The following is a 13,295-nucleotide window of genomic DNA, read 5'->3' as shown; positions in this document are numbered from 1 at the left end:
GAAGAAGCGCAATCTATGACTAGAGCGGTCAACCCGTTCAAAAATAGTAGAGTCAGCGTAATGAATAAAATTATGCCCGTATTATTATTCTTCTGCGCGATTGTGTCTGTTCTAACGACGTTAGGAATCGTCATCACACTTGCGACTGAAACGTACCAATTTTTCAAAACAATACCGATCTCAGATTTCTTATTCGGAACGAAGTGGTCACCACTTATTCCACCGACAAGTTATGGCATATTGCCACTTCTATCTGGAACGTTGCTAATTACAGTCATTGCCTGTTTGGTTGCTGTTCCGATTGGACTTGCGAGTGCGATCTACTTGTCTGAATATGCGCCAAAGAAGGTACGTAAAATCGTAAAGCCCATTTTAGAAGTTCTTGCAGGTGTACCAACAATTGTTTACGGGTACTTTGCACTTAGTATCGTAACACCGATTATTCAATCGATCTTTAACAGCGCAGGCATATTTAACGCACTAAGTGCAGGCATCGTGGTAGGTATTATGATTATTCCGATGGTTTGCTCACTTAGCGAAGATGCGATGTCTGCTGTACCAAGATCACTGCGGGACGGTGCGTATGCACTAGGCGCAACTCGCTTCGAAGTTGCATTGAAGATTGTAGTTCCAGCTGCTTTCTCTGGAATCGTAGCATCCGCAGTGCTTGCATTCTCAAGAGCGATTGGTGAGACTATGATCGTAACGCTGGCCGCGGGTTCAACGCCAAATTTGACGGCTAATCCGCTGGAAAGTATACAAACGATGACTGCTTATATCGTTCAAGTTAGTCTTGGAGACACACCGCACGGCTCGATCGAGTATGGCTCCATCTTTGCAGTAGGAATGACCTTGTTCGTCATCACCTTCTTGCTTAATATTCTTGCCCAATATATTGCAAGACGATTCAGGGAGGAATACTAGAATGAATATATTCCATGATGCGAATAGAAGTCAGATTGCAGGACGCAGAAGAACAGACTTTATACTACATCTCTTATTTGTACTAGCGACATCAGTTGGTGTAATCGCATTGAGTGCACTTTTGATAGATATTGTAATAGACGGTATTGCTAGACTTCAGCCAAGCTTGTTTACGGAGTTCCCTTCACGAAAAGCAGAGGGAGCAGGGATGAAATCGGCAATCGTAGGTACGATCTATATGCTTCTTATTATGGCTCCTATCTCTTTTATATTCGGAGTTGGGGCAGCGATCTACTTAGAGGAGTATGCAACAAAAGGCCGCTTTACTCGTCTTATTCAGCTAAATATTAGTACACTTGCAGGTGTGCCATCTATCGTATATGGCATTTTGGGATTAACCTTGTTTGTCAGATTGTTGTCTCTTGAAAAAAGCTTGATCGCTGGTGCGTTAACAATGACGCTACTTGTATTGCCGATCATTATCGTGTCTGCTCAGGAAGCGATTCGAGCAGTTCCGAAGTCGAGAAGAGATGCATCGTTTGCACTTGGTGCAACGAAGTGGCAGACTGTGTCAAGATCAGTTCTACCTTCAGCTATTTCCGGTATTTTGACCGGTGTCATTCTCGCAATGTCTCGTGCTATTGGAGAAACTGCGCCATTAGTTATGATAGGTGCACTGACGTATGTAGCATTTTTGCCAGATGGACTTACAGATTCATTTACGGTCATGCCAATTCAAATTTACAACTGGTTGTCTAAACCTCAGTTAGAATTTAAAGAGCTTGCTGCAAGTGGCATAATCGTTCTTCTTGTATTGTTGCTGTTGATGAATTTCTCAGCCATTCTGCTTCGTAACAAATATCAAAAAAATGTGTAGTCCAGATAATGGAGGGAACGACATGGAAGCATTTATTAACATTAACAAGTTGAACTTATTTTACGGAACGTTCCATGCATTGAAGGATGTCACGTTAACGATACCGGAAAAGGCTATTACAGCTTTTATCGGGCCATCAGGATGCGGCAAGTCCACTCTGCTTCGTACATTAAATCGAATGAATGATATGATTCCGGGCACTCGCATTGAAGGCGGCTTATCAATAAGTGGAACTGACATTTATTCCAACGAAGTTGATGTGGAGACACTACGCAAAAAAGTGGGCATGGTGTTCCAACAGCCGAACCCTTTCCCGAAATCGATCTACGACAATGTTGCTTACGGTCCTCGACTGCATGGAATTACAAATAAAAAGCAACTAGATGAAATTGTTGAAACTAGCTTAAAATCGGCTGCTCTATGGAACGAAGTTAAAGATCATTTGAAACGTTCAGCACTAAGCATATCAGGCGGTCAGCAACAGCGACTTTGCATTGCTCGCGCACTTGCTGTTAATCCAGACATATTGCTTATGGATGAAGCGACTTCAGCACTTGACCCAATCTCTACTTTGAAGATCGAAGAGCTGGCTCAGGAGCTTAAAGATCGCTACACAATCGTAATGGTTACCCACAACATGCATCAAGCGGCACGTGTTTCCAATCAAACTGTATTTTTCTTAAACGGAGAAGTCGTTGAATATTCGGAAACAGAGAAGTTGTTCTCCAACCCGTCAGATCAGCGGACAGAGGACTATATCAGCGGTCGTTTCGGTTAATTTTCCTAATAAATAGTGGCAAAGATTAACTCATAGGGGGTATTCGAATGATGACGATACGGAAAGAGTTCGATCAAGGTTTGGAGCAGCTTCATAATTTGCTTGTAGATATGGGTAATTTCGTTGAACATGCGCTTGTGGAGTCAATGGAAGCATTAAAGGATGTGGATATGAAGCGGGCTCAGGTCGTCATTAACGAAGATCCGAAGCTAAACAATATGGAAGAAAAAATTATGGAGCTAGGCTCAAAGCTGATTGCAACCCAGCAGCCAGTTGCCAAAGATTTGCGTAGAATATTGTCAGCTTTCCGCATTGCTAGCGACCTTGAGAGAATGGGCGACATTTCTGTTGATATAGCGAAGGTTGTGCTGAGACTTGAAGGTCAGACACTGATTAAGCCGCTAATTGATCTACCGCGCATGGCCGAAGTCGTTCAGACGATGACGTATGAATCAATTCAATCCTTTATCCATGAAAATGTGGATTTAGCTTACAAGATGGCTAAAGATGATGACCAAGTAGATGCGCTGTTTGGTCAGATTACACGAGAGCTTACGATGCTTATGATGGAAAATCCTCGTAACATCGCACAGGCTTCATTACTTGCATTTGTGGGGCGTTCGATGGAAAGGTTCGGCGATCATGCAACTAATATTGGTGAAAGTGTCGTATACCTCGTAACAGGCAGCAGACCAGATCTAAATGCATAAACAAAAATGGGCTTTTCCCGTATCGGACGTCAGTTGCGATGCTTGGGAAAAGCCCATTTTGTGGTATGATAGTAGTTAGGATAGTATTGAAGTGAGGTGCTAATGAAACATATGGATAAATGGATGTTAATTGATGGAAACAGTATCGCGTACAGGGCATTTTTTGCAATGCCGCCGCTGACGAACTCTGCGGGACAACATACGAATGCAATATACGGTTTTACTACGATGTTGCTTAAGCTGCTTGAAGAGCATAAGCCAACTCATGTACTCGTCGCTTTCGACGCGGGCAAAATTACGTTCCGACATGAAGGCTACAGTGAATATAAAGGCGGAAGACAGAAGACACCACCTGAGTTATCCGAACAATTCCCAGTTTTAAAGGAGCTTATTACGTCATTCGGCATTGCCCAGTTCGAACTTTCGGGTTATGAGGCGGATGATATTATTGGAACATTAACGAAGCAAGCAGATGAGCAAGGTGTGCAAACCATTGTTGTAACAGGCGACAAAGATATGCTGCAGCTTTCATCAACTGGGGTTACAGTTGCTGTTACGCGTAAAGGTGTTAGTGAAGTTGATCTGTATACGCCAGATGCTATTCAAGAAAAGTATGGGTTAGCCCCACTGCAAATCATTGATCTTAAAGGTCTAATGGGAGATACATCAGATAACATCCCAGGTGTCCCTGGGGTGGGTGAGAAGACTGCACTTAAGCTGCTTCATGAATACAATTCTGTCGAGAATGTTTTGGACAATCTGGACAAGCTGAAGGGCAAGTTGAAGGAAAATCTTGAAAATCATCGCGATGACGCTGTAATGAGCAAGAAGTTGGCAACTATTTTCCGAGAAGTACCGTTAGAGACAGGAACAGAAGAAATTCGTTATGCTGGTTATGACAATGAGCAGCTTGGTGAAGCGTTCCGCAAGCTGGAGTTCAAGTCGCTCATGGAGAGACTCGGACTAAGCGTGAAGGATGGCGGAGCAACGGAGACAGAAGCTAAAGCAGCTGCGGCAGAATTAGAAGTTACGATTATTGATGTTGACGATGAATTAGTAAAGTTTGACGAGCTGTTAACAAAACTTTCGACGTCGGACAAGCATGGACTATACATAGAAGCAATTGGAGAAAACCCTCATCATGCAGAGATAATTGGCTTATCATTCTCATTGGAGGATCATGTATATGTATTGCCTTTTGCGGCATTGCAGCTGCCACAGGCTGAAGGGCTGAGAAAATGGCTGGCGGATGAAAGTATTCCAAAGTATGGCTTTGATATGCACAAATCGGAGTTGGCGCTCAAATGGGCGGGATATTCACTTGGCGGAACAGCTTTCGATGTTCAGTTGGGTGCTTATCTACTTGATCCTACAGAAAGTGCGTTGTCACTTGGAGCGATTTATGATCGTAAAGGATTGTATGGTTTACCCTCGGATGAGTCTGTTTATGGCAAAGGTGCTAAGTTTAAAGTGCCGGACAACGACATCTTGTTCCGTCACCTCGCTTTGAAGGGCGATGCCGTCAGACAATTGCTGCCGATTATTACGGAAGAACTGTCGCGTACGGACATGGCTAAGCTTTATTTTGAGCTGGAGCAGCCGCTTTCTCGTGTACTTGCAGGAATGGAGCATCAGGGCATTCGTGTAAAGAATGAGGAGCTTGAGACATTAGGAAAAGGGCTCGAAACACAGCTGAAAGTTTTAATTAGTGAAATCCATACACATGCAGGGCAAGAATTCAATATTGGTTCTCCGAAGCAGCTTGGCGAAATATTATTTGATAAGTTGGGACTTCCAGCTAAGAAAAAGACGAAAACAGGATATTCGACGGATGCTGAGGTACTGGAGGAGCTTGCTCCTTATCATGATATCATCCCGTTAATTTTACATTACCGCCAGCTATCGAAGTTGCAATCCACTTATGTAGAGGGATTGCTTAAAGAGATACGTAAGGAAACAGGTAAAGTGCATACGTATTATCGTCAGACGATAGCGGCAACAGGTCGATTAAGCAGCCAATTTCCGAATTTGCAAAACATTCCAATCCGACTGGAAGAGGGAAGACAAATCCGTAAAGCATTTGTTCCATCTGAGCCGGGTTGGTCCATATTGGCAGCCGACTATTCCCAAATCGAGCTTCGAGTGCTTGCTCACATTTCAGGTGACGAGAACTTAAAAGAAGCGTTTATTAATGATATGGACATTCATACAAAAACTGCGATGGATGTATTCGGTGTAACGGCTGATGAAGTGGATAGCAATATGAGACGATCTGCGAAAGCGGTCAACTTCGGTATCGTTTATGGGATAAGTGATTTCGGATTATCGCAAAATCTTGGGATTACGCGTAAAGATGCAGCTCACTTTATTGAACAATATTTCAACGTATTCAAAGGTGTTCGCCGCTATATGGATGATATAGTCGCTCAGGCGAAGAGTGATGGCTACGTGACAACGCTGCTCGATCGCCGCCGTTATTTGCCAGAGATTAAAGCGTCGAACTTTAATCTGCGTTCCTTCGCGGAACGTACTGCGATGAATACACCAATCCAAGGAACTGCAGCAGACATCATTAAGCTTGCTATGGTTCAAATGGATGAAGCGCTGCGCTCGCGTGGACTAAAAAGTCGTATGCTATTGCAAGTACATGATGAGCTAGTCTTTGAAGTTCCAGCGGATGAGCTGGAATTAATGAAGACGCTTGTACCAGAAGTGATGTCAGGTGCGCTTAAGCTGGATGTTCCGCTTAAGGCAGATGTTAGCTTCGGTGATAATTGGTATGAAGCAAAGTAAGCTTAAGGGGGGCGGATTCGCCCCTTTTGAAGTATAATGGGAGTTGAGGTGAGAAGAGATGCCTGAATTACCAGAGGTAGAAACAGTAAAAAGAACATTAATCGAGCTTGTTGCCGGCAAGCGGATCACTTCCGTTACGGTGAAGCTTCCTAGAATTATACAGAGACCTGCTGAGCCGGAGCAGTTTGCTGATGCTCTTGTAGGTCACACGATTCAAACTATAGAGAGACGCGGAAAGTTTCTGCGTATTATATTGGACGGGCTTGTGCTTGTGTCGCACTTAAGGATGGAAGGTCGTTATGGCGTATTTGCATCCGATGATCCAGTCGAGAAACATAACCATGTATTGTTTCATTTCCACGATGGTACGGATCTCCGCTATAAGGATGTACGTCAATTCGGTACGATGCATTTATTCAAAACAGGGGACGATTTGCTGCTTCCACCACTTAATAAACTTGGAATTGAACCGCTTGAAGAAGATTTCACGGCAAAGATTCTTCGTGAGAAGTTGGAGAAGCGGACAACAAGTATTAAGCCGCTGTTGTTAAATCAGGAGCTTATCGTTGGGCTCGGCAATATTTATGTTGATGAGGCTTTGTTCATGGCGCACATACATCCTGAACGTACACCTAACAGCTTGAATTCTGCAGAGTGGAATAAGCTGTACGATGCTATTCGCTCTACGCTGGGACGAGCAGTAGAAGCGGGAGGTTCATCCATCAAGTCCTATGTAAATGGACAAGGAGAGATGGGGATGTTCCAGCATCAGTTTAATGTCTATGGTAGGAAAAATGAGCCTTGTCCAAGCTGTGGTATGCCGATTGAGAAGTTTGTTGTCGGTGGCAGAGGAACTCATATTTGCAAGAAATGTCAACCAACTAAGTCAGCAAAGTAGTTCTATTCAGTGTGCAGCATCAGTAAAATTCTGCACCTCAGTTCCTCCCCCGCATATGATGATGTTACGAACGATAGGCGGATGTCCTCACATTGGCACCTTGCATGAGTTGGCATCCGTTATGCGGGGAGGAGCTTGGGGTTGATTGCACATATGGTATCGCTGGTCGTGCTTGCTTTTGCCGTTAGCCTGGATGGATTCGGAGTTGGCGTGACTTACGGTTTAAGGAAAATTCGTATACCTTTCCTATCGGTGTTTATTATTGCTTGTTGCTCGGGCTTCATTATATGGTTGTCTATGCAAGCAGGCGGATGGCTAAGTGGATATATTTCAGAATCTGCTGCCAAATTGATCGGAGCTATTATACTGATCGTCATAGGTTGTTGGGCGCTGTTTCAGCTATTGAGAAGTAAGCATACGAACGATTCGGATGTAACGCTGGATGAAGAAAAAGCAGGCATTAGCGCTAATGAAGCAAGTGGTTTGGAAAGTAGTCCCTCTGAAGCGCGAGTAGAAGCAACACCCGTTATTTTGCTCGAACTGAAACGTCTTGGATTAGTTATTCAAATATTGCGTACACCACAAGCGGCAGACGTTGACCGTTCGGGCGTCATTTCCGCCTCAGAGGCGATAATGCTTGGGGTCGCCTTATCACTTGACGCATTAGGTGCTGGCTTAGGAGCAGCTTTGCTTGGTCTTCCAGCTCTCATTACAGCTGTAGTGATCGCAATATCAAGCGCTTTATTTCTAGTGAGCGGTACATCGATAGGCTTTCGTTTTGCAGCGAAGCGAGGAATGCAGGCATTGTCGTTCCTGCCAGGTATATTATTAATTATGATGGGCATTATGAAGTTGTTATAATTGGGGGTGAAACCTATGATCATTGGCTTGACTGGTGGTATCGCCAGCGGCAAGAGCACCATTGGTGAAATGCTTGTCGATCTAGGCGCTAAGCTGGTAGATGCTGATGTCATTGCAAGAGAGATCGTCCTTCCCGGTGAACCGGCATTAGAGGCGATCGCCTCCTTGTTCGGACAAGCAGTATTGCTGCCAGACGGAAAACTGAATCGACCAGCGCTTGGTGCTATCGTATTCAATGATGCTAAAGCGCTAAGCAAGCTTGAAGCAATAACGCATCCTGCAATTAGAATGCGTATGCAAGAGCGAATACATAGTTATGTCGAGCAGAATCCACTGCAGCTAGTCATAGGTGATGTGCCTTTACTGTATGAGACTAAGCAAGAACATTTATACGAAGGTATAATGGTTGTGTACGTACCAGCGAAGCTACAGATAGAACGATTAATGAAGCGCAATGGGATGACGCGTGAGAATGCCGAGCTGCGGGTATCTCTTCAGCTTGATATCGAAGAAAAACGCAAACGTGGGGACTGGGTTATTGATAATAGCGGTTCACTCGAAGAAACAAAGCAGCAAGTGCTTCAATTTTGGGAAAGTCAGGTCAAGGAAATAGTATGAAGAACATTTTATTAAAAAAAAGATTTTTGTTAATTGTGCTGCTGGGACTTATTGCAATCTTATTTTTTAAATCGGATTGGCTTGCTTCGTTCATGTATCCAATCCATTATAAAGATGATATACGAGCAAGCGCTTTAACTTATGGGCTCGAGCCGCATTTGGTAGCTGCGATTATTCGGGCGGAATCCAATTTTAAAACAGGCAGGGAGTCAAAAAAAGGTGCGCTTGGTTTAATGCAGCTAATGCCGAGCACAGCAGAGTGGGTTGTACAGAAAGCAGGATTTGAGGCAGTTGATGATTATAAGTTGCGACATCGTGCCGATGTTAGTATCGAAGTGGGAACTTGGTATTTAAGCTCATTGCATAAGCAATTTGACCAAAATGTAGTTGTTGCAGTTGCGGCATATAACGCAGGTCCTGGCAATGTCCGAAAGTGGCTCGATTCAGGTAGTTGGAATGGGGAGATGGACACTGTCAAGGATATTCCATTTGGAGAAACTCGTCACTATGTACAAAGGGTTATTTATTATTATAATAAGTATAGAAACTTATATCCAAGCTTTTGAAACTTAACTTAGAACATACAACGAAGCCTTGGAGGGTCGTCACTTCTGGACGAGCCACTCCAAAGCGTTCTGTTATTCATACAAATGAATCATTATTGACGACCTGCTAGAGATTGCTCTGCGATTTGTACTAGACGACGAGTGATGCTACCTCCGATGGAGCCTGCTTCTCTCGTTGTAAGGTTACCGTAGTATCCGTCTTGAGAAAGATTGATACCAAGCTCTTGTGCAACTTCATATTTCAGTTGGTCTAGAGCTGCGGAAGCCTGTGGCACTACCAATTGGTTGCTGCTGCGGTTGCTCATTGATGTTCACCTCCTCGTGGTTGGTAAATGTATTATGTGCGAAATTCCAAAGTTCATTACAGGAAACGTATGGTATTTTTTAGAATTGTTTAAATAACTAATGTAGAGGAAGGGAGGATGTCCTTATGAAGTGCCCATATTGCGATTATGCAGGAACTAAAGTGCTGGATTCCAGACCAGCTAACGAAAATAAATCCATTCGCCGTCGCCGTGAGTGTGAGAAGTGCAGCAGGAGATTTACAACCTTTGAAATGATTGAGGAGACACCTCTAATTGTCATTAAGAAGGACGGTAGCAGAGAAGAGTTCAGCCGTGACAAAATATTGCGTGGTCTGATTCGGGCCTGTGAGAAACGTCCTGTTCCCGTTGAAAGGCTTGAAGTGATCGTCTCCGAGGTTGAAAAGGAGCTTCGTACAACAGCAGTAGCTGAAGTCGATAGCAGTGAAATTGGCGGCATCGTTATGAGTCAGCTCTATCCAGTTGACGAAGTAGCTTACGTACGCTTCGCGTCGGTATATCGCCAGTTCAAGGATATCGACATGTTTATGAAAGAACTAAACAACTTATTGTCCAAGCATCCGCTCAATGGTGGGGGAGAATAGTGTCAATCGTCTGAGAAAATGTTATGTTTGCGTTTATGCCAAGCCACCGTTTCAGGTGGCTTGGTGGCGATGAAACTGTACGTTGTTTCAGAACGTGGAATTCCAGACATTCTTCACTGTATTTCATAAAATATGATTAGACTTCTTTCCATGACTGCTGTGTTTAAGTGGAGTTGATCATGTGCCATAGTGACATGATCTCAGAATAATGTCATAGTGAAAGTGACTAATTGACACTATTTACCTCACGTGATATGATCAATCTTGTTGTAATTGGAGACTCAGCTGAGCTGGTAGCAGACACCTAGTTGATTACACAAACACCAACATTAAATATGGGGCTATAGTTTAGGGGGAAAACAGGTCGCTGGCAGCGATCAGTCCGCGGTTCGATTCCGCGTAGCTCCACCATATTAATTACAATGGGATCTTCAATATTGAAGATCCCTTTTTTTATTTGTCAGGCGATTCGGGGGAAATTGTTTTAGGCAACGTTATGAAATGTTTTAGAAACAAATCCAACAAAATCAAAGTTAATCATTTTTGAAGAAACAAAATAGAAGTAGCATATAACGGGTGTTTCGATTAGTTATAATAAAACTAGTCGAAGTGCCCATTTATTCATTTTAATCAAAAACACCTTGTTGACAGGTCTATACGTTAGTTTTTTGGTTTCAATTGTAATTTTATTCATTAAAACGCAACATTATTGCAATAGTATTCGTTTACAATATGTTACATATTGGATTAGTTAATTATACAACGAAAGAGGGAGCTCTAATGAAAAAGTTGTTGAAAAAAGCTATGCCAGTCATATTGCTAGCGTCCATGCTTGCTGGTTGCAGCTTCGGCGGGGACAAAGATGCGAAAAAAAATGAGGTCTCTACTTTAAAAGTTATGTATTATGATGAAGGTCAGTTTTTCCAACATTACGGCATGTTGTTTTCTGCAATTTATCCTAATGTAGATATTCAAGTTGTTTCTACACAGGAGCTTTATAATAATCAAGGTGGGGCCGAAGGAGAAGAGTTCGATCCCGAGAAAAAGAAAAAAGAATTAATTGAAAGAGAAAAACCTGATCTTATTATGATGGATATTAAAGATTATGGAAAAGCAGCAGAAGAAGGAACTCTACTAGATTTAAGCTCTTATATGACTAAAGATAAATTCCAAACTGAAGGATTAATTCCTGGTATGCTTGACCATATGAAGGAGCTCGGCGGCGGTCAATTATATGGTTTGCCATCTTCAGTTAGCAGCCAAGTATTGTTTTACAACAAAGACTTGTTCGACAAACACAATATAGAATATCCAACTGATCAAATGACCTGGTCAGAGGTTTTACATCTGGCTAAACAATTCCCGACTGACGGGAAGCCAGAGGAACGCATATATGGATTGAAAGTTGGCTATAGCGGTGATTTACATCAGTTAAGTTCAGCTTTGGCGAGTTCTGAGGGATTAAAGTTTGTTGATGCCGCAACGAAAAAGATGAGCATCAATACTACAGGCTGGGAAAAAGCTGTTCAAACTGCTGTAGATGCCATTAAATCAAAGTCAATGTATGTAGATAACCAAGAAAATAATATGATGGGTAGTAACTTCTCCTATGAAGATCACTTGTTAAGAGACCCATTCATCAGTGGTCGATTGGCTATGTCCATTGACGGCAACTATATCCTTTCCCAGATCAATGAAGCAACAAACTATATTAAAGAAGAAGGCCGTGTCGTTAAAAATTGGGACGTTGTTACAGTACCTGTAAGTGAGCAATTCCCTGACGAAAGCAGCAATACATGGTACGACCCCATTTTTGGTATTGCCAAAGACTCACCTAATGCTGATGCAGCATGGCAATTTATTTCTTATGTTTCCAGTGAAGAATACGCTCGTGTAAAAGCAAAAACGCCGAATTATAATGGTTTTCCAATCCATACAAAATATATTAAAGACGAAGAAGGTCGCAACTTTGCAGCGTTTTATAAGCTGAAGCCTTCGAAAAACAGTTCTTCTCTAGAATATGATAGGCTGCCTAAAGCATTCAACGAGGGTTTCTATGACATGATGAGACAAGAGCTAAAAGAAGTCGAAGATGGCAAAAAGGAAATAAAAGAAGCTCTTGAAATCATTCAAATAAAAGGTGAAGAGTTGTTATCTGTACCGGATAAGGATGAAAAGAAAGCAGCAGAAGGTACGGCAGGAGCGGCAACTACGGAAGAGGTTGCACCTTCTCCAGAGGCAACAACAACTACTGAATAAGAAAACATAAAAGAAAAAGGGGTGCTAATTTCTAGTGATAGGAATTAACACCCCTTTATGTACTTACTGTTGAAGATAATATATAAAGAGCTGCAATTGTGTCGTAATGAAGCCAGGCATAAGCCTATATTGAGGTAATAATTGTAACTGAGCTTTTTACAGCTATATTAGGTAGTGATAAATACTTGGGCAAGGTCAATAACTTATTAGACAGGAAGTGTACGTATGACTGTAGCTCCAGATAAAAATAAGCTTTATCCAAATGGAAATGTTAGAACAGTTTGTTACATAAAAAATTTACCAAGTAGATCAAATGTTGAAATTGGCGATTATACATATTACAGCGACAATACAAACTCACCAGAAAATTTCTATAACAATATTCAGCATCATTATGATTTTTTGGGTGATAAGCTGATTATAGGTAAGTTCTGTGCTATAGCTGAAGGGGTTACTTTTATTATGAATGGTGCTAATCATCGGATGGATGGTTTTACAACATATCCTTTCAATATTTTTGAAGGTGGCTGGGAAAAGGTCACTCCAACGCTAGAGCAACTGCCTTTCAAAGGTGATACTTTAATTGGCAATGATGTATGGTTGGGACAACATGTCACGATTATGCCTGGAGTAATGATAGGTGACGGAGCAATTGTTGCTTCAAACTCAACGGTTGTAAAAAACGTTGAACCCTATTCAATTGTTGGGGGCAATCCTGCAATTCCTATTAAGAAACGTTTTAGTGATGATACAATTCAGTTGTTGTTGGAGCTTCAATGGTGGAATTGGGACGAGAAAAAGATATTTGAAAACCTTGAGCAATTAGTATCGGTTAACGATATTGCCACACTCAGGATGTTATTGAGTAAGGGATAATATAATTAATGGAAGTTCAAACTTCTAAACATGTATGATGGACTGATTCCCTAAATACGAGTTGTTGCCCACTAGGCTCCACCAAATATTATTCACCAACGCAACCTGATGAGGGTTGCGTTTTTTATTCGGGATGAACCTTACAGTTTGTCTTGATCAACTGTTCATAAGAAGTATTGAATCTCCGATTCACTTCATGTTATAATGAATAAAAATTCATTCAAAAAA

13 protein-coding genes and 1 tRNA gene are annotated in these 13,295 nt (G+C 42.1%); 13 read left to right on the top strand and 1 reads right to left on the bottom strand.

Annotation, left to right across the window (positions count from 1 at the left end):
* Positions 1 to 15 precede the first annotated feature (15 nt).
* The 9 genes from pstC to MFF31_RS22650 all read left to right on the top strand — a co-directional run bounded on the left by pstC (position 16) and on the right by MFF31_RS22650 (position 9,025).
* Positions 16 to 924 carry a phosphate ABC transporter permease subunit PstC gene (pstC, locus tag MFF31_RS22690; RefSeq protein ID WP_238192214.1) on the top strand — a complete coding sequence of 303 codons (909 nt, stop codon included), beginning with the start codon at positions 16 to 18 and terminating at the stop codon, positions 922 to 924.
* A 1-nt stretch (position 925) separates the two neighbouring features.
* Positions 926 to 1,801 carry a phosphate ABC transporter permease PstA gene (pstA, locus tag MFF31_RS22685; protein ID WP_238191274.1) on the top strand — a complete coding sequence of 292 codons (876 nt, stop codon included), beginning with the start codon at positions 926 to 928 and terminating at the stop codon, positions 1,799 to 1,801.
* Between the two features lie 22 nt (positions 1,802 to 1,823).
* On the top strand, positions 1,824 to 2,579 hold the full coding sequence (pstB, locus tag MFF31_RS22680) for a phosphate ABC transporter ATP-binding protein PstB (RefSeq protein WP_238191272.1): 756 nt from the start codon (positions 1,824 to 1,826) through the stop codon (positions 2,577 to 2,579).
* Between the two features lie 50 nt (positions 2,580 to 2,629).
* Entirely contained in the window at positions 2,630 to 3,289 is a 660-nt protein-coding gene (phoU, locus tag MFF31_RS22675) for a phosphate signaling complex protein PhoU (RefSeq protein ID WP_238192211.1), read from the top strand.
* A gap of 111 nt (positions 3,290 to 3,400) precedes the next feature.
* The gene (polA, locus tag MFF31_RS22670; protein WP_238191270.1) at positions 3,401 to 6,082 is read left to right on the top strand and encodes a DNA polymerase I; all 2,682 of its coding nucleotides are present in this window, start codon (positions 3,401 to 3,403) and stop codon (positions 6,080 to 6,082) included.
* Positions 6,083 to 6,140: 58 nt separating this feature from the next.
* Entirely contained in the window at positions 6,141 to 6,980 is an 840-nt protein-coding gene (gene mutM / locus MFF31_RS22665) for a DNA-formamidopyrimidine glycosylase (protein ID WP_238191268.1), read from the top strand.
* A 141-nt stretch (positions 6,981 to 7,121) separates the two neighbouring features.
* Positions 7,122 to 7,841, top strand: a complete 720-nt coding sequence (locus MFF31_RS22660; RefSeq protein ID WP_238191267.1) for an MntP/YtaF family protein — start codon at positions 7,122 to 7,124, stop codon at positions 7,839 to 7,841.
* Positions 7,842 to 7,856: 15 nt separating this feature from the next.
* Entirely contained in the window at positions 7,857 to 8,459 is a 603-nt protein-coding gene (coaE, locus tag MFF31_RS22655; protein WP_238191265.1) for a dephospho-CoA kinase, read from the top strand.
* On the top strand, positions 8,456 to 9,025 hold the full coding sequence (locus MFF31_RS22650; protein WP_238191264.1) for a lytic transglycosylase domain-containing protein: 570 nt from the start codon (positions 8,456 to 8,458) through the stop codon (positions 9,023 to 9,025). Before coaE ends, MFF31_RS22650 begins: the two co-directional genes overlap by 4 nt.
* Positions 9,026 to 9,117: 92 nt before the next feature.
* Here the strand turns inward: MFF31_RS22650 and MFF31_RS22645 are convergent, their stop codons facing one another.
* Positions 9,118 to 9,330, bottom strand: coding sequence for an alpha/beta-type small acid-soluble spore protein (locus MFF31_RS22645; RefSeq protein ID WP_238191263.1), 213 nt, complete (start codon positions 9,328 to 9,330; stop codon positions 9,118 to 9,120).
* Positions 9,331 to 9,455: 125 nt separating this feature from the next.
* On the opposite strand from MFF31_RS22645, the gene nrdR reads away from it, so the two are divergent.
* The 4 genes from nrdR to MFF31_RS22625 all read left to right on the top strand — a co-directional run bounded on the left by nrdR (position 9,456) and on the right by MFF31_RS22625 (position 13,067).
* Positions 9,456 to 9,932 carry a transcriptional regulator NrdR gene (gene nrdR, locus MFF31_RS22640; protein ID WP_238191262.1) on the top strand — a complete coding sequence of 159 codons (477 nt, stop codon included), beginning with the start codon at positions 9,456 to 9,458 and terminating at the stop codon, positions 9,930 to 9,932.
* 337 nt (positions 9,933 to 10,269) lie between these two features.
* A tRNA-Ala gene (locus MFF31_RS22635) sits at positions 10,270 to 10,343 on the top strand.
* Between the two features lie 369 nt (positions 10,344 to 10,712).
* Positions 10,713 to 12,191, top strand: a complete 1,479-nt coding sequence (locus MFF31_RS22630; RefSeq protein WP_238191261.1) for an ABC transporter substrate-binding protein — start codon at positions 10,713 to 10,715, stop codon at positions 12,189 to 12,191.
* 225 nt (positions 12,192 to 12,416) lie between these two features.
* Positions 12,417 to 13,067, top strand: coding sequence for a Vat family streptogramin A O-acetyltransferase (locus MFF31_RS22625; protein ID WP_238191260.1), 651 nt, complete (start codon positions 12,417 to 12,419; stop codon positions 13,065 to 13,067).
* The last annotated feature ends 228 nt before the right edge of the window (positions 13,068 to 13,295 follow it).

Origin of the sequence: Paenibacillus sp. L3-i20 (assembly GCF_022180385.2) — a bacterium.
Lineage (GTDB): Bacteria > Bacillota > Bacilli > Paenibacillales > Paenibacillaceae > Pristimantibacillus.
This window is presented reverse-complemented; position numbering and strand designations above follow the sequence as displayed.